The sequence below is a fragment of the Rhodococcus koreensis genome (assembly GCF_900105905.1).
Taxonomy (GTDB): domain Bacteria; phylum Actinomycetota; class Actinomycetes; order Mycobacteriales; family Mycobacteriaceae; genus Rhodococcus_F; species Rhodococcus_F koreensis.
Map to the genome: position 1 here is coordinate 4608045 of NZ_FNSV01000005.1, position 15424 is coordinate 4623468.

19 protein-coding genes are annotated in these 15424 nt (G+C 70.1%); 7 read left to right on the forward strand and 12 right to left on the reverse strand.

Annotated elements, in window-relative coordinates; genetic code table 11:
- Positions 1-11: 11 nt before the first annotated feature.
- The 5 genes from BLV94_RS25545 (at position 12) to BLV94_RS25565 (ending at position 4460) form a co-directional block, all read left to right on the forward strand.
- Complete coding sequence (locus BLV94_RS25545) at positions 12-530, forward strand: hypothetical protein (protein ID WP_072938749.1); 519 nt, start codon at positions 12-14, stop codon at positions 528-530.
- 41 nt (positions 531-571) lie between these two features.
- A complete protein-coding gene (locus BLV94_RS25550; RefSeq protein WP_072938751.1) occupies positions 572-1240 on the forward strand; it encodes a YcnI family copper-binding membrane protein in 669 nt (222 codons plus the stop codon).
- Positions 1237-1770 (forward strand): copper resistance CopC family protein, encoded by a 534-nt coding sequence (locus BLV94_RS25555; protein WP_072938752.1) that lies wholly within the window; start codon positions 1237-1239, stop codon positions 1768-1770. The genes BLV94_RS25550 and BLV94_RS25555 overlap by 4 nt, the downstream gene beginning before the upstream one ends.
- A gap of 5 nt (positions 1771-1775) precedes the next feature.
- On the forward strand, positions 1776-2714 hold the full coding sequence (locus tag BLV94_RS25560; RefSeq protein WP_072938754.1) for a CopD family protein: 939 nt from the start codon (positions 1776-1778) through the stop codon (positions 2712-2714).
- A 96-nt stretch (positions 2715-2810) separates the two neighbouring features.
- Positions 2811-4460 carry a transposase gene (locus BLV94_RS25565; protein ID WP_425272515.1) on the forward strand — a complete coding sequence of 550 codons (1650 nt, stop codon included), beginning with the start codon at positions 2811-2813 and terminating at the stop codon, positions 4458-4460.
- A 116-nt stretch (positions 4461-4576) separates the two neighbouring features.
- Here BLV94_RS25565 and BLV94_RS25570 read toward each other — a convergent pair whose 3' ends face one another.
- Positions 4577-5503, reverse strand: coding sequence for an NADP-dependent oxidoreductase (locus tag BLV94_RS25570; RefSeq protein ID WP_072949155.1), 927 nt, complete (start codon positions 5501-5503; stop codon positions 4577-4579).
- A gap of 128 nt (positions 5504-5631) precedes the next feature.
- Here BLV94_RS25570 and BLV94_RS25575 point away from each other — a divergent pair, with 128 nt between their 5' ends.
- Together BLV94_RS25575 and BLV94_RS25580 are read left to right on the forward strand one after the other, a co-directional pair.
- Complete coding sequence (locus tag BLV94_RS25575) at positions 5632-5997, forward strand: RidA family protein (RefSeq protein WP_072949157.1); 366 nt, start codon at positions 5632-5634, stop codon at positions 5995-5997.
- Positions 5998-6105: 108 nt separating this feature from the next.
- Complete coding sequence (locus BLV94_RS25580; protein WP_174705575.1) at positions 6106-6666, forward strand: MarR family winged helix-turn-helix transcriptional regulator; 561 nt, start codon at positions 6106-6108, stop codon at positions 6664-6666.
- A gap of 9 nt (positions 6667-6675) precedes the next feature.
- Here the strand turns inward: BLV94_RS25580 and BLV94_RS25585 are convergent, their stop codons facing one another.
- The 11 genes from BLV94_RS25585 to BLV94_RS25630 form a co-directional block, all read right to left on the reverse strand.
- Positions 6676-7293 (reverse strand): TetR/AcrR family transcriptional regulator, encoded by a 618-nt coding sequence (locus tag BLV94_RS25585; protein WP_072949187.1) that lies wholly within the window; start codon positions 7291-7293, stop codon positions 6676-6678.
- A gap of 90 nt (positions 7294-7383) precedes the next feature.
- Positions 7384-8415, reverse strand: coding sequence for an aromatic ring-hydroxylating oxygenase subunit alpha (locus BLV94_RS25590; RefSeq protein WP_072949159.1), 1032 nt, complete (start codon positions 8413-8415; stop codon positions 7384-7386).
- A gap of 2 nt (positions 8416-8417) precedes the next feature.
- Positions 8418-8630 carry a recombinase-like helix-turn-helix domain-containing protein gene (locus BLV94_RS25595; protein ID WP_072949161.1) on the reverse strand — a complete coding sequence of 71 codons (213 nt, stop codon included), beginning with the start codon at positions 8628-8630 and terminating at the stop codon, positions 8418-8420.
- A gap of 12 nt (positions 8631-8642) precedes the next feature.
- Positions 8643-9602, reverse strand: a complete 960-nt coding sequence (locus BLV94_RS25600) for a PDR/VanB family oxidoreductase (protein ID WP_174705576.1) — start codon at positions 9600-9602, stop codon at positions 8643-8645.
- 103 nt (positions 9603-9705) lie between these two features.
- Positions 9706-10440, reverse strand: coding sequence for an oxygen-binding di-iron domain-containing protein (locus BLV94_RS25605; protein ID WP_072949163.1), 735 nt, complete (start codon positions 10438-10440; stop codon positions 9706-9708).
- Between the two features lie 12 nt (positions 10441-10452).
- Positions 10453-10593, reverse strand: coding sequence for a hypothetical protein (locus BLV94_RS49655; protein ID WP_167372184.1), 141 nt, complete (start codon positions 10591-10593; stop codon positions 10453-10455).
- A gap of 8 nt (positions 10594-10601) precedes the next feature.
- Entirely contained in the window at positions 10602-11720 is a 1119-nt protein-coding gene (locus tag BLV94_RS25610; RefSeq protein WP_072949164.1) for an FAD-dependent monooxygenase, read from the reverse strand.
- Complete coding sequence (locus tag BLV94_RS25615) at positions 11717-13366, reverse strand: thiamine pyrophosphate-binding protein (protein WP_083395671.1); 1650 nt, start codon at positions 13364-13366, stop codon at positions 11717-11719. Before BLV94_RS25615 ends, BLV94_RS25610 begins: the two co-directional genes overlap by 4 nt.
- A complete protein-coding gene (locus BLV94_RS25620; RefSeq protein ID WP_072949168.1) occupies positions 13359-14141 on the reverse strand; it encodes an SDR family oxidoreductase in 783 nt (260 codons plus the stop codon). The genes BLV94_RS25615 and BLV94_RS25620 overlap by 8 nt, the downstream gene beginning before the upstream one ends.
- A gap of 16 nt (positions 14142-14157) precedes the next feature.
- Positions 14158-14907, reverse strand: coding sequence for a 3-oxoacyl-ACP reductase family protein (locus BLV94_RS25625; RefSeq protein WP_072949169.1), 750 nt, complete (start codon positions 14905-14907; stop codon positions 14158-14160).
- A 2-nt stretch (positions 14908-14909) separates the two neighbouring features.
- Positions 14910-15416 carry a cupin domain-containing protein gene (locus BLV94_RS25630; RefSeq protein ID WP_072949171.1) on the reverse strand — a complete coding sequence of 169 codons (507 nt, stop codon included), beginning with the start codon at positions 15414-15416 and terminating at the stop codon, positions 14910-14912.
- Between the last annotated feature and the right edge of the window lie 8 nt (positions 15417-15424).

The window sequence follows — 15424 nt, forward strand, 5'->3', positions numbered from 1 at the left end:
CCGACCACTCGATGTCCCCCGCCCGCCCCGCCGCGACCGCCACCCTTCGTGGGTCGGCGGTCGGTGCGCTCGTCGCCGGTCTCGCGGTCGCGGCGCACGGCATCGGCGGGGGCGGCCTTCCCGAATCCGCGGCCCTGACCCTGCTGCTCGTCACGTGCAGCGGTGTCGGCGCGGTCACCGCACAACTGCCCGCCCGCTTCCACGGACCGCTCGCACTCGTGGCGGCCCTCGGCGCCGGCCAGGTTGCCGCGCACTTCGCGCTCACGCTCACCTCGCACCTGCACTCGGCGGTCCCCGCCGTGCCGATGGTCGCCGCGCACGCGGCCGCCACCGTCGTCTGCGCGCTGCTGATCGCCAACGCCGAGCGGCTGTACGGTCCCCTCGTCCACGTCTGGCGGGTGGTTCTGCGCGGTGAACCGCAGCCCGTCTCGGCAGCAAAAACGGCGCACCTCCCCGCGCGTCCCGCGAATCCCGTGGACGCCCTCCTGCGCGCGAGCATTTCGCGTCGCGGCCCACCGGTCCTGGTCTGATTCTCACCTTTTCTCCCTTCAGACCTTTCAAAGGACCTTTGATGAATTCCCTCGTTTCCCGTGCCCTTTTCACGGCCGGTGCGGCCGGTGGCGCCATGCTGCTCGCGGCCGGTGTGGCCGCCGCCCACGTGACCGTCGTCGCCCCCGGCGCCGAGCAGGGCGGCTACTCCGTCCTGACGTTCCGCGTTCCCACCGAGTCCGAGACGGCGTCTACCACCAAGCTGACCGTCACACTCCCCGACCTGAAGTCGGCCCGCACCACACCGATGCCGGGGTGGACGTCCGTCGTCGAGAAGGACCCGACGTCCCAGGTCGCGAAGTCTGTGACGTGGTCCGCCGACCCCGGTGTCGGTGTCGCGCCCGGGCAGTTCCAGCAGTTCGAGCTGTCCGCCGGACCGCTGCCGGAGCAGGAAGACGTGTCGTTCCCGGCCACCCAGACGTACAGCGACGGGGAGGTCGTCAACTGGGATCAGGCGGAAGGCCCCGACGGCGCGGAGCCCGACAAGCCGGCCCCCACCCTGACGCTCGCCGCGGCGAGCGGTGAAGACCACAGCCACGACGCCGGCGGCGCCACGACGTCCGAGGAGACCGAGACGACGGCGTCCGGCACCGACGACACCGCCCGCTGGCTCGGCGGCATCGCCCTGGTCCTGGGCGCACTCGGTGCGGCGCTCGGTCTCGGCGCGATGGTCCGGAGCCGTCGAAAATGAGACGACACACCACTTTCACGTCGGTGAAGGTGATCGCGGTCGGACTGCTGACAATGCTCGCGAGCATGCTCGGCGCCGGCACCGCTCTCGCCCATTCCGTCGTGATCAGCTCCACCCCCGAGAACGGCGCGGAAATCGCGTCCGGCCCGGAACGGGTGAGCGTCACGTTCAACGAGGCGCTGCAGGAATCGTTCGCGTCGCTGACCGTGGTGGGACCCGACGGGAACCTGTGGACCAAGGGCGACCCGGTCGTCGAAGGGCCCACGGTCAGTGCCGAACTCGGCGAGCTGGGACCGGCAGGCGTGTACACCGTCGCGTTTCGCGTCACCTCCGCCGACGGGCATCCGGTGAGCGGGACCCGCACGTTCACCCTCACCCAGGAGGGGTCGGGCACACCCGGCGCCGCGGCCGACAGCTCGGGTGAATCCGGCAGTGGCGGAGTTCCGCTGTGGCCGTTCATTGTTGCCGGTGTGCTCGTGTTCGGCGGCGGGCTGTGGTTCGCGCTTCGCAAGCCTCGCGGCGAGAACTGAGCACGGTGGGTGCGGCGCGACAGTCCTGGCTGCTGTTCGCCGTACCCACGTCGCTCGTCGGGGTCGCGTGCGGTTGGGCGCTGGCGCAACCGGAAGACCCGTCGCCGTCGAGCGCTGTCCGGGCGCTGTGCCTGGTGCTCGGTTCGGTCGTCCTCGGACTCGCCGCGCTGGGCTGGTGCAGTCGGGCGGACAGCCGTCCCCTCTTGCGGGACCAACGGCTGTGGCGGTTGTCGACCGCGGTCGCCGGCGCGTGGATGCTCGCCGAGGCCGTGCTGCTGTCGATGACGGCGGCGGAGGCCGACGCCCTGGGGTTGTCCGAGCTGTCGGTCGGGCGGTTCGGTGCCTACGTGACCGAGATCAGTGCGGGACGCGTCGACCTCGCCGTTCTCGTGTGCACGGCCGCGGCCACCGTGTGGTCGGCGGTCGCGTTCCGTCGCAGCGACGCCCGGCTTCCCGTCCCGGTGCTGGTGCTCGCGGCACTGGCCCTGGTGGCCCGGCCGATCACCGGCCACATGTCGCAGCAGGTCCTCGGCTCGGTCCTCGACGTCGTCCACGCGCTGTCCGCCGCCGTGTGGTTCGGACTCCTCGCCGCGCTCGCCCTGATGCTCCGGTCGCGTGGGGACTGGTCGTCGTGGCTGCCGCGCTATTCCGTCGTCGCGTGGCGGTGCGTGTGGCTGCTGACCGCGACCGGTGTGATCGACGCCGCGGTCCGGCTGGGTGGGGTGACGCCCCTGTTCGACACCGGTTACGGCCGCATCGTGCTCGCCAAGGCGGTGGCGTTGGCGGCGCTTCTCGGGCTCGGCTGGTGGTGGCGGCGAACGTGGGTCGTCCAGGCCGCCGCGCACCGGATCACCGCGGAAGGGTCCCTGCGGCGCGCGATCGTCGAGGTGGTGGTGATGGCCGTTCCGTTCGGTCTCGCCGCCGCCTTGGCCACCACCGCCTGACCCGTGAGTACTTGTTAACCACGGGGGGGCTGTTGCAAAATTCCGGGTCGGGGTGTCCGCGTGTCACCATGGTCTGACCTGGGGTTCCTGGATAATGTGTTGGTGGCCAAGAGATATCGACCGGTGAATCGTGATCAGCAGTTCCTGTTGCCGCCGGACATGCGGGAGTGGGTGCCGCCCACGCATCCGGTGTGGACGGTGATCGAGATCGTCGACGAGCACCTCGACACCTCGGCGTTCCACGCTTCTCGTCGCACCGGGGGCGCGGGCCGGGCCGGGTACGACCCGGACATGCTGGTGACCCTGCTGATCTGGGCGTGGTCGCGGGGGATGCGGTCCTCCCGGCAGATCGAGCGGGCCTGCACCGAGGTGGTGTCCTACCGGGTGATCTGCGCCGGTGACACCCCCGACCACGTGACGATCTCCCGGTTCCGCAAGGACAATCACACCGCCTGTCAGGACCTGTTCACGCAGGTCCTGATCCTGGCGGCGTCGCTGGGGTTGGGGCGGCTCGAAACGATCGCGTTGGACGGGGTGAAGATCGCCTCGAACGCCTCGAAGGACGCCAACCGCACCGAGGCCGGGCTCCGCAAGGCCGCCGCCGCCGAGGCCGCGCGGATCGCCGCGGCCGCCGCGGCGGCGCACGCGGCCACCGATGATGCCGAGGACGACCTCTACGGCGAGGACGATCCGGGCTCGGGCCAGGTGCCGGCGGAGTTGGCCGATCCGGGCACCCGGTCGGCGCGGATCGCGGAGGCGTTGGCGCAGCTCGACGCGGACAAGCGGGCCGAGCAGTCCGAGCGGGACGGGAAGTCACGGCACTACCTGGCCCGGCTCGACGCCGGCCAGACGGTGATGGGCCGGGTCCCGGTCGGGGCCGAGGTCGCCGCCGCCGAGCGGCGACTGGCCCAGGCGGTCACCGCCCAGCAGGCGGTGCTCGACCGATACGAGGAGCGCACCGCGTCCGGGGCCCGGGGCGGGTTCGTCCCGAAACCGGTCGACGAGCACCACCTGGTCCGGCGGCGGCGCACCGAACTCGACACCGCCCTGCGCAAGCAGGCCGCACGCGATGCCACCGCCGGGCAGCGTCGCCGCAACACCACCGACCCCGACTCGCGGCTGCAGCCGCTACGCGGCGGCGGCTGGCTGCAGGGCTACAACTGCCAGGCCTTCACCAGCGTGGACGGGGTGATCCTGGCCACCGGGGTCGGGACCGGCCCCGCCGACTACGACTACTTCCCCGAGATGGTCGACAAGGCCGGTAAGGCCGCGCAAGTGATCGACACCACCCGCCGCCACACCAACCCGAACCCCGCCCCCGCCCCCGCTCCGGCTCCGGCTCCGGAGGAGTTGATCGGGGTGATGCTCTTCGACGCCGGCTACTGTTCCCGCGAGAATCTGACCGCCCCGGGCCCGGACCGGTTGATCGCCACCGGCAAAGCCCGTGATCTCGAAACCGCGGCGGCCGAGAACCCGGTCACCGGATCCCCACCACCACACGCCGATCCGATCGCAGCGATGACCCACCGACTGCGCACCGAGGCCGGCATCGCCACCTACCGCCAACGCTCACCCATCGCCGAAACCGTGTTCGGGCACGCCAAACACAACCTCGGATTCCGCCGGTTCACCAGCCGCGGCCTCGACCGGGCCCGCAGCGAATGGGCCTTCCACGCCGCGGTCCACAACATCGGCAAGATCCTCACCCACCTGACCGCAGGACACACCCTCCCGGCCACCACCTGACCAGGCGGGGCCACCCCCGCCCGCACCGGCACCCGCCACAAGCCACGAGAGGGCCACACCACCCTCACTCAATTCCGCAACATCCCCCGGGCGGTTAATAAGTACTCACGGGCGCGTCAGCGCACGAGGAGGAGCTTCCCGCGGCTGCCGCCCTTCTCGCCGGCGCGCTGCGCGTCGGCCGCTTCGGCCAGCGGGAACGTCCGGGCCGGCGGGAGGGCCAGCTTCCCGTCCACGACGAGGGCGCCCAGCGTGCGCAGTGTCTCCGCGCTGCGGTCGCCGGCGTTGCCGGACGAGAAGGTGATTCCCAGCCCGAACGCGGCACCGTCCGACAGCGTCACGATCCGGTCGGTGCCCCCGCGCAGTTCCATCGCCACCTCGAGTCCGCCGAAGCCGAGGTCGAGGACGGCGTCGACGCCGTTCGGGGCGAGTTCACGCACCCGGTCCGCCAGTCCCTCGCCGTACGTCGTGGGGGTCACGCCCAGCTCCCGCAGCGTGTCGTGGTGTTTCTCGCTCGCGGTGCCGATCACGGTGACTCCCACGTCCAGCGCCAGTTGCGCCGCAATGGTTCCCACCGCGCCCGAGGCGCCGTTCACCAGCAGCGTCTCACCGGACTTCAGCTTCAGGAGCCGGAGTCCCCGAGTGGCGGCCTCGCCGGCGACGGGAATGGTGGCGGCGTCCGTCCAGCTCAGCCCACTCGGCTTCGGCACGACTATCGAGGCGAGCGCGTATTCGGCGTAGCCGCCGGTGTCGGACCAGCCGAACACGTCGTCGCCCACCAGCACACCGGTCGCGTCCGGACCGACCGCGTCGACCACGCCGGCGACCTCGCTGCCGGGGATCTTCGGGAACTGCACCGACATCACCTCGGCCATCGATCCCGACCGCAGCTTCCAGTCGATCGGGTTGACGCCAGCGGCCCTGATGAGGAGGCGCACCTGGTTTCCGGTGGGCTCGGGTACCGGCACGTCGTGGATCTCGAGCACCTCGGGACCGCCGTAGGACGAGTAGGAGACTGCCTTCATGGTCTGGTTCGAATTCGTCATGCCCTCAATCTCGTCCTCGGCGGTCCGTCGCGCCAGGAGTTCGGTCGGACTTCGCTTCCCAGACCCTGTCAATTAGTTTAGCGCTAAGATATAGTGGCCGGAGCAGCCCCCCGAGAAAGCGAGCCTCCATGTCCCTCACCGAAGTCACCGCCCACCACCCCTACAGCCCGGCCGTGGTCGCGGGCGGACTGGCGTTCGTCTCCGGCGCACTGTCCGTCGACGCCGAGGGCACCGCCGTCCCGGGCCGCACCGAGGCGCTCGACGCCGCCGTCGACCGCATGGTCGATCGCCTCGCGACCGTCGGCGGGCAGCTGCAGGACGTCGTCAAGCTCACCTACTACGTCACCGACCTGTCGCTGCGCGAGGAGGCGAACCGCCAGTTCGAGCGCATCTTCGACGAGCCGCGTCCCGCACGCACGTTCCTCGAGGTGAGCAGCCTCCCCTACGGCGCCATCGCCGAGATCGACGCCGTCGCGGCGGTCGCGGGCCACTGACGGCACTGACGTCCGGCCGCGCCGCGGGTCCCCGTTTCGAGCAATCGACGGGGACCCGCGGAGCGTCGCCGTCACCTATGCTCGTTTCGATATCTTGGTACTAAACAGATGAGACCCTCGAGAATCCAGGAGGTGCGCCCGGTGACGCAACGCCCCGTTCCAGATCGCGATGCCGTCGACGACATCGTCGACCAGTGGGCCCACCAGTGGCCGGACCTGGATGTGAGTCCGCTGAAAGTGCTGGGCCGCCTGCACCGTTCGTATCTGCGGTACCAGTCGTCCCTCGCGGCGGTGTTCGAGGAGCATGGCATCAACATGGCGTCGTTCGACGTCATGGCCGCCCTCCGACGTTCGGGTCCGCCGTACCGGATGACGTCCGGACAGTTGGCGGAGTCCGCCCTCGTCACTACCGGGGGTGTGACACTGCGCGTCGACCGTCTCGAGAAGGCGGGACTCGTGCAGCGGGAGCGCGACGCCGAGGACCGCCGCATCGTGCACGCGCAACTCACCGACGAGGGCCTGCGGGTGATCGAGAAGGTCGCGGAGGCCCACTTCGCCAACGAGTCCCAGATCCTCAGCGGGATGTCGAAGGACGATCAGGCGGCGCTGGCCGAATTGCTCCGCAAGCTCGAGCACTCGATCGTCGAGAACCAGGCCCCCACCGCCTGAGCGGAAAACTCAGCTGGCCGTGCGGGCGGTCAGATCGGCGACCTCACCGAATCCGATGAATCGTTCGGAGGCCGCCGTCATCTCCACGATGAAGCGTCGCTGCTCGTCCGGCGACGCACCGATCAGGCGCGCCGCACCCGTCCACTGCGCCTCGGCCAGTTTGCGGGCGAGTTGGGCGGGTTCGGCGCACGGCGTCGCGATCCCGGCCTCGTTGAGCCGTTCGATGAACCGGATGTACCGGCCGAGAATCCGGTTGTGTGCCGCCTCGAGTTGTTCGCCGATCACGGGGTCGACGGCCGCGCGGTCCTCGACCATCGTGAACAGGCGGCCGCTGCTGTAGACGGTCTCGATGAACGCCGCGGTGGCGGCGCGCAGGACGCTGCGGGGGTCCGCGTCCGGCGGGACCGGGATGCGCTGAGCCTCGACGAACGTGTCGAACACTTCGGCTGCGACGGCACGGAAGGCGTCGTCGCGGGACGCGAACCGGGCGCGGAATTCGGCCTCGGACACTCCGGCAGCAGCGGCGATGACCGCCTCGGTGGTGCGCTCGTACCCCAGTTCGGCGAAGCACCGCCCCGCCGCTTCGACCAGCGCGAGCCGACCCCGATCGTCACCGTTCGTAAGCACCGCTCGCGCCTCCTCGCACCCGGCCGGCGCCCACGTGTCGGCCGTCACACATTCTTAGTTGACATTTCACTCGAGTCAACCCGCGCGACCCTACGCCTCCTGAAGCGCCTTCGCCTGGGCCTCGGCCTGCGCCCGGTAGAGCCTGCGGAGCCGGATGACGCCGAGGTCGTGCTGGTACAGGTTCTCCGCCTGGTCCGCGTCGAATGCCATCGCCTCGAGCATGGTGCGGTCCTGCTCGAGCACCACCCAGTGCCGTTCTTCGAGCTTGGTGCGGTACAGGAACCGCCAGACGTCGCGCTCCCAGCCCTCGACGCGGCGGTAGCGCCAGAAGAACACCGCGGTGGTCTCGGCGTCGATCGGAGTTCCCATGCCGACGATGCCGAACGACCCGCCCGGGCCCGCGGTCGGCGGGTACGGGATCTCGAGGTCCACCCAGTCGATGCCTGTCCGGCAGAATTCGACCCAGTCGAAGTTCACGCCGCGCTGGTCGGTCTTCTCGAAGAAGAATCCGCGGTCGGTTTCGCGGATCCGGAACTTCGCGGACGTCTCCCCGCCGAACATCGAGTGGGATTCGCGGTGCAGGAACGCCCCGTGCATCGGGTCGAGCAGGTTCTCCAGCGTGAACCGCCACGGCGCCTTCCACTCCGCGTAGCAGAGGAAGTGCGAGATGCCGTCGTCGGTGAGGCGCTCGGGCAGTTCGAGGGGTGCGGGTTCGGCGTCGGGGTCGGTGCCGAACCAGGCGAGCACGGCGCCGGCCACTTCCCGCACGGGGAGGCTGGTCACCAGCCGCTTGCCTTCGAGGTTGCAGCCGGGCATCCCGGGGACGGAGACGACGGTGCCGCCGCCGTCCACCTGCACACCGTGGTACTGGCAGGCGACGCGGTCGCCGAGGTGCTGCCCCTGCGACAGCGGAGCGCCGCGGTGCGGGCAGCGGTCGGCGAGCATGCGGAGGGTGCCGTCGGACTGACGGAACAGCAGCCAGTCCTCGCCGAGGCGGCGGATCTTCTTCATGTCTCCGCGCGCGACGAAGTCGGACGGGCACACCGCGTGCCACTGGTCGCGCATCCCGGTCGCGAAGATCTCGTCGCCGGTCAGTGCCGCCTTGTGCAGTCGGTTCACCATGGTCAGGCCCCCATCCGTCGGATCTCGTCCGTGAAAGTGTCGGTGGTCCAGGCGTCGCCGCCGGGACTGTGGATTCCGAGGGCGTTCAGGCCCTTCACCAGGCCTTCGAGGTGGTGCACCCCGGTGCCGAAGACCTCTTCGATCGCACCGGCCAGTTTCCGTTCGTACGGGGTGGGCGCCGCGCCGGACTGGCGTGGTTGCAGATACAGGCTCATGGTTCTTCCCTTCTAGAGATCCAGCACGAGCTCGTCGGAGCGGGCGCGGGAAACGCAGATCATGATGGTGGTGCCGGACTCCTGCTCGGAGCTGGAGAGCAGGGAGTCGCGGTGGTCGGGGGTGCCGGCGAGGACACGGGTTTCGCAGGTCCCGCAGATGCCTTCGCGGCAGGAGTTGGGGACGTCGACGCCGGACTCCTCGAGGGTGTCGAGGATGGTCCGGTCGGGGGCGACGGTGGCGGAGATGCCGGATCGTTCGCAGATCACGCGGACGGGACGGTCGCCGGCGAGGGTGTCGGCGGGGATCTCCTTGGCCTTGAACCGTTCGAGCCGGATCGCGCCGTCCGGCCAGGAGCCGGCATACCCCTCGACCGCGCCGAGCAGTCCCTCGGGGCCACAGGCGTAGACGAGGGTCTCCGCGCGGGCGGTGCCGAGGATGCCGTCGAGGTCGAGGATGCCGTCGGCCTCCTCGGTGACGACGTGGACGCGGTCGCCGTACGGGGACAGCTCGTCGAGGAACGCCATCGACGAGCGGGCGCGGCCGCCGTAGTGGAGTTCCCATTCGGCACCCATGCGTTCGACCTCGCCGATCATCGCGAGGATCGGCGTGATGCCGATGCCGCCGGCGATGAACACATAGCGCGGCGACGGCAGGAGTTCGAAGTTGTTGCGAGGTGCGCTCACCGACAGACTGTCGCCGGGCCGCAGCGTCTCGTGGACGTGCCGGGAGCCGCCTCGGCCGGTCACCTCGTGGAGGATCGCGACGCGGTACCCGGTCTTGTCGTCGGGGTCTCCGCAGAGGGAGTACTGACGGATCGTCCCGCGGTTCAGGTGCAGGTCCAGGTGGGCGCCCGGCGTCCACCGGTCGACCGTGCCGCCGTCCTGCCGTTCGAGGCGGAGCGAGACGACGCCCGAGGACTCGACCCGCATCTGACGCACCATCATGGGGACGGTGTCTGCGTCTGTTGTCATCGCTCACTCCCAAGCTCGACCCGAAGGCATAGTTCCTTAGTGCTCAATAATTTAGCACTAAGATGTATTCTGCGCCACAGTCGAGGGGAAATTTCCGGGTCGGCTATTCGGCTTCGCGGTACCGCGCGGCCTCGGCCGCCATCCGCTCCTCGTACGCCTGCGCGAGATCCTGCAGACTCCGCACACAGTCACCGGTGAACACCGGCGCGTGCATCGGCGCCAGCAGCAGCGGTTCCAGATCGGCGAGCCCCCGGATCGTGGGCCCGAGCGCCGGCGTCAGGCACGTCGCGCTCCCCATGTCCTCGGCCGCGATGGCCGGGCCGACGATCTCTTCCTCGGTGGTCGTGGGGTGATGGCCGAACGCGGTGAACAGGTCGCCGCAGAACAGCGTCTGCGTCGTCTCCTCGAAGATCAGCCCGGCGTCCCACCCGTGCGGCACGTGCGGGGTATCGAGGTGACGGACTCGCCTGCTGCCCGTCTCCAGCACGTCGCCGTGCTGCAGGGGACGCGGCGCGCGATCGGCCAGGTCGTTGACCTGCACGAAGCAGCCCATCGCCCCGTGCGCGACCTCCGCGTTCGGCGCGGCCGCCAGCCACGAGTTCATCGCGCCGCACTCGTCGGCCTCGACGTGGCCGAACGTGATCCACCGCAGCCTGTCGAGGGGAATCAGCCGGCCGACCGCCTCGGACACGACCGGGAACAGCGCACGCTGACCGGCGTGGAACAGCAGCGGTTCCTCACCGTCGACGACGAACTGGTTCATGATCAGGTTCGGCTCGTCCAGATACGTGGACAGCCGGTAGATGTCGGGAGCGATCTCGGTAATCGTGGTGTCCATCCCTGGCTCCGATCACGTCGCGGTGTCGTGAGATCCAGCCTTCTCGGGACCGCGGCGGCGCGCAAGATCACGCGGGTACGGCGGCGATGCCTCGACATAGACGTCGACGCCACCGGACAACCCGTAGGTGTCCGGCGGCGTCGCGCCGATCATGCGTCCGTTCAGGCCGCGGCCAATTCCAACGGCACCTGCCAGGCGTCGTATTCGTAGACCCAGTCGCCGTTGCCCGCGACCTTCAGCCACTCGTTGGACCGGGAGCCCCGCTGGATGCGGGAGGTCCGCTGCAGTCGCGTGTCCTGGTAGGTCTGCAGGGCGACCGCGGGGTCGTCGAACAGACTCAGGCAGCGGGACAGGACGACGGCGTCTTCGATCGCCATGCCTGCGCCCTGCGCCATGAACGGCATCATCGGGTGCGCGGCGTCGCCGAGGAGCACGGAGCGGCCGTCGGTCCACGATGCCAGCGGGTCCCGAACGTAGAGAGCCGATTTCAGGACGTCGTCGCACGCGTCGAGCAGGGCCCGCGCCTCGGGGTGGAAGTCGCGGTACAGCTCCCGCAGTTCGGCGACGGAACCGGGTGTGGTCCACGATTCCTCGGTCCACTCCTCCTGGCCGCAGGTGGCGAAGACGAAGATGTCCTTGCCCTGGTTGAGGGGGAACGTCACGATCTGCGTCGCACTGTCGGGGCCCCACCACTTGGTGAAGCAGTCGAGGTTCGGCAGGTTGCCGACGCGTTCGGTGGGGACGACGGCGCGGAACGCCACGACTCCCGTGAATGTCGGCTGTTCCCGTCCGAGGAGCGCGGTCCGGACCGCGGAGTGGATGCCGTCGGCACCGACGATCACGTCCGCGGAAACCGCACTGCCGTCGGTGAACTCGATGCGCCCGTCCGCGACGCCGGCGACCCGGCGGCCCATTTCGACGGACCCCGACGGCAGCCGGTTCTCGAGCGCGGTCATCAGGTCGCCGCGGTGCATGGTCAACTGCGGTGCGCCGTACTGCTGTTCCGCGCTGTCGCCCATCGGCAGCCGGGACGTCTCGGCTCCCGTGTCCCACGTGCGGCTGATCCGGAACTGCGGCCGGGCGGCGGAGTCGCGGATCGCCGGCCCGACACCGAGACCGTCGAGCGCCCGGACCGCGTTGGGGGTGAGGTTGATGTCGGCGCCGACGCGGGCGAACTGCCTCGTCTGCTCGTAGACCGTGACGTCGAGGCCGAACTTGCGGAGGGCGATGGCTGTGGCGAGTCCGCCGATGCCGCCGCCGCAGACGGCGACCGTGGTCACTGTGCACCCTTTCCTGGCACCGTCACGGGCGGCGTGAACGGTGCCGGCATGTCGCCGTAGGCGGCGAGGTCGACCTCGACGATCACGGGGGCCTGCCGGGACACGGCGTCAGCGAGCACGCTGTGCGCCTCGGCCGCGCCGCCGATCCGCAGGTAGGGCACGCCGATCGACTGTGCCAGCAACGGGAAGTCGGGGGTGACGAGATCGACGGCGTAGGTGTCTTCGCCGCCGCCCTGCTGCATGTTGCGCAGCACACCGTACCCGCCGTCGTTGAACACGAGCAGCACCAGCCACGGCTTCTCCTGCGCCATGGTGAGGATCTCGCCGAAGTGGACGGCCAGGCCGCCGTCGCCGACCAGCGCCAGGGTGGGGCGGGTCTCGTCGACCAGTGCGGAACCGATGGCCATGCCCAGGCCCTGCCCGATGCCGCCGCCGCGGGGGAAGACGTTGGACCTGGGGTCGAACATCGGCAGCAGCCGGTTACCCCAGGAACTGGACGCGATGGTGACGTCGCGGGCGATCACGGAGTCCTTCGGGAACGCGGCGCGGACGGCGTCGCACAGCACGGCGTGGTCGCCGAGTCCGGCGCGCTGCCGGGTGCGGACCAGTTCCCTTGTCGCCCGGCCACGCTCGGTCCACGAACCGTCGACCGGGGCCAGTTCGGACAGCGACCGCAGGAACGTCGCGACGTCGGCGGTCACCCCGGCCTGCGCCGGGTAGACCCGTCCGATCGCGGCGGCGTCGAGGTCGACCTGCACGTGCACGGCGGGGACGGGCATGGAGTAGTCGCCGGTCTCGTTGGACCGGAAGTGGGTGCCCAGCGACAGCAGCAGGTCGGCGTCGGCGAGGAGTTCGCGCCCAGCCGGGGTGTTGCCGTAGTTGCCGATGCACAGCGGGTGGTCCTCCGGCACGGCGCCGCGCCCGGAGTTGCTGGTGAGCAACGGGACTCCCCACTGCTCCACCAGTGCGGTCAGCTCGGCACCGGCCGTGGCGACGCCGCCGCCCGCCCAGATCACCGGGCGTTCCGCCGACCGCAGCAGCGCGAAGGCGACGGCCAAGTCGTCGACGTCCGGCGTGCGCAGCGGTTCGACGACCGGCTCGACCACGTCGATGACGTGCTCCGCGTACTGCAGGTCGATGGGCCATTCGATGCTCGACGGCCCGCCGGGCGCGGCGAGTGCGGCGGCGATGCCTTCCCGCAACACCTTTCCGGCGCTGTCCGTGTCGAGGATGGTGGCGGCGTGCTTCGACGTCGCCGTCAGCATCCCCAGCTGATCCTTTGTCTCGTGGATGAACCCGCGACCCGATCCCAGGTACCGGCTCTCGACGTTGCCCGTCACGTGCAGCACCGACGTTCCGGCGCTGAGCGATTCGATCAGCGACCCGGCCGCGTTACCGGCGCCCGTCCCGGTGCTCGTGAGCGCACAGCCCAGTCCCCCGGTCGCCCGGGCGTATCCGTCGGCGGCGCTGACCGCGGTGGCCTCGTGCCGGACCGGCACGAACCGCAGGTGCTTGGCGACCGCCTGCACGAGGGGCTGGTTGTGCACGCTCACGATGCCGAAGACGGTGTCGACACCGGCTTCGCGCAGCACCTGGACGAGCAGGTCGCCCCCGTTTCCTACCGACATGGTGTTCCTCTCAGACATAGCGCGCGACGCCTCCGCAGACGTCGAGGCTGGTGCCCGTCACGTAGGACGAGCGGGGGGACAGCAGGGTCACGATCATGGCGGCCACCTCGTCGGCGCGGCCGAACCGGCCGAGGCCGATCCCGCGGTCCTGGGCGATCTCCGCCTCCCATTCGGCGAAGGTGGCGTCGGTGCCGGATTCCTCGTAGCGGCGGCGCCACTGACCGGTGTCGACCAGGCCGAGCGACACCGAGTTGACGCGGATGCCGTCGGTCGCGAGTTCCAGCGACAGCGACTTGCTGAGGTTCAGCAGCCCGGCCCGGGCGGCGCTGGTGGTGACCAGCCGCGGCTCGGGCTGGCGCGCGAGGACCGCCGAGATGTTGACGATGGACGCGGCGTCGGACTTGCGCAGCGCCGGCAGCGCCGCGTCGACGGTGTTGAGGACGCTGGAGAACTTGAGGTCGAGTTCGTCGCGCCAGTCGTCGAGGGTCGCCTCGCCGCGCGGGACCATGCGGGACTTGCCTGCGTTGTTGACCAGACCGTCGAGGCCGCCGAATCGGGCGACACCGGCGTCAACCAGTGCGGCGACCGCGGCCGGATCACGGACGTCGCACGACGCGGTGAGGACGCGGTCGCTGCCGGGCAGCGGCGCGATCACGGAGTCGAGCCGGTCGCGGTCGCGGGCACAGGTGACGACGTTGGCACCCTCCTCGAGCAGCATCGCGACGGTGGCGAGCCCGACTCCCGAGCTTCCGCCGGTCACCAGGTGGGTGCGGTCTTTCAGTTGCAGGTCCACGACGTGGTCCCCTTCTCTAGTGCAGGACGAATCCGCCGTTGACGACGAGTTGCTGGCCGGTGATGTACGACGCCTCGGGTCCCATCAGGAACGCGACGGCGCCGACGAGATCCGACGGCTGCTGCGGCCGTTCGAGCGCGCGATTGAGGCGGTACAGCTCGTGCCGGTGCTCCGGAACCTTCTGCGCCGATTCGCTTTCGGTCAGACCGGGCGAGACGGTGTTGACGGTGATGCCGTGCGGGCCGAGGTCGCGGGACATGGCGCGGGTCAGCGCGGCCACCCCGCCCTTGGATGCGATGTAGTGCGCGAGTCGCGGCGAACCGTACAGGGCGGCGTCGGAGCCGATGGTGACGACTCGTCCGCCTCCGTTCCCGATGATGGAGGGAACGATCGCCCTGCTCACGAGGAACGTGCCGCGCAGATTCACGCCCAGCACACGGTCCCACTCGTCGATGTCGAGTTCGTGAATCGGTTTGCCGCCCACGCCGTCCGCGAGGGCCGCGTTGTTGACGAGGCCGTACAGCGGGCCACCCGAGGTGACGGTGGCCGCCATCGCGTCGACGGACTCCGCATCGCGGAGATCGACCCGCACGAACTGCGCCTTGACGCCGTCCGCGCGCAGGCTTTCCGCCGCGGCCTCGCCCCAGTCCTCGCGGATGTCGGCGAGCCACAGGGTGGCGCCGTCCTCGCCGAGCCGGCGGGCCAGGGCGAGGCCGAGACCCCGCCCCGCCCCGGTGACGAGGATACTGCGGCCGTCGAGACTCACGGTCAGTCCCGGGTCACGCCGTGCATGGCCGACGTCTCGGGGTACGTCGGGATCTGCGGCTTCTGCGCGCCGATGATGACGCAGAACAGGGCGTCCTTGTCGCCGTTGTTCTTCAGGCTGCGGGGCACGCCGGCGGGGACGACGATCATGTCGCGGTAGCCGAGGGTGCGCTTCTCCACCTGGCCGTCGCGGTGGACGCCGACCTCCACCTCGCCCTCGAGGACGAAGAAGGCTTCCTCGGCGTCGTGGTGGGTGTGCTCCGGGCCCTCGGCGCCGGGGGGAAGCAGCATGTTGGAGAACGTGAATCCGCGCGATCCGATGGTGCGGTTGTCGTTCTCGTGGTTGCCGGTCGCGCCGGAGCCGACGTAGCGGATCTGCGCGCGCTTGAACTGGTCGCCGGCCTTGGCCTGGAAGCCCAGGGTGTCCCAGTCCTCGTGGCGGGAGCCACGGGTGAGGATCAGCGAGTCGGTGAATTCCTTCAGATCGGCGGTGCCGTATTCGAGTGTCATGTCGTGCT

Coding starts and splice junctions, on each gene's coding strand:
- BLV94_RS25595 (WP_072949161.1), bottom strand. CDS start 8,630: ATGAGCCTGTATCTGCAACCACGCCAGTCCGGCGCGGCGCCCACCCCG.
- BLV94_RS25550 (WP_072938751.1), top strand. CDS start 572: ATGAATTCCCTCGTTTCCCGTGCCCTTTTCACGGCCGGTGCGGCCGGT.
- BLV94_RS25555 (WP_072938752.1), top strand. CDS start 1,237: ATGAGACGACACACCACTTTCACGTCGGTGAAGGTGATCGCGGTCGGA.
- BLV94_RS25575 (WP_072949157.1), top strand. CDS start 5,632: ATGTCCCTCACCGAAGTCACCGCCCACCACCCCTACAGCCCGGCCGTG.
- BLV94_RS25615 (WP_083395671.1), bottom strand. CDS start 13,366: ATGTCTGAGAGGAACACCATGTCGGTAGGAAACGGGGGCGACCTGCTC.
- BLV94_RS25630 (WP_072949171.1), bottom strand. CDS start 15,416: ATGACACTCGAATACGGCACCGCCGATCTGAAGGAATTCACCGACTCG.
- BLV94_RS25580 (WP_174705575.1), top strand. CDS start 6,106: ATGAGACCCTCGAGAATCCAGGAGGTGCGCCCGGTGACGCAACGCCCC.
- BLV94_RS25600 (WP_174705576.1), bottom strand. CDS start 9,602: ATGACAACAGACGCAGACACCGTCCCCATGATGGTGCGTCAGATGCGG.
- BLV94_RS25605 (WP_072949163.1), bottom strand. CDS start 10,440: ATGGACACCACGATTACCGAGATCGCTCCCGACATCTACCGGCTGTCC.
- BLV94_RS25570 (WP_072949155.1), bottom strand. CDS start 5,503: ATGACGAATTCGAACCAGACCATGAAGGCAGTCTCCTACTCGTCCTAC.
- BLV94_RS25590 (WP_072949159.1), bottom strand. CDS start 8,415: ATGGTGAACCGACTGCACAAGGCGGCACTGACCGGCGACGAGATCTTC.
- BLV94_RS25545 (WP_072938749.1), top strand. CDS start 12: ATGTCCCCCGCCCGCCCCGCCGCGACCGCCACCCTTCGTGGGTCGGCG.
- BLV94_RS49655 (WP_167372184.1), bottom strand. CDS start 10,593: ATGATCGGCGCGACGCCGCCGGACACCTACGGGTTGTCCGGTGGCGTC.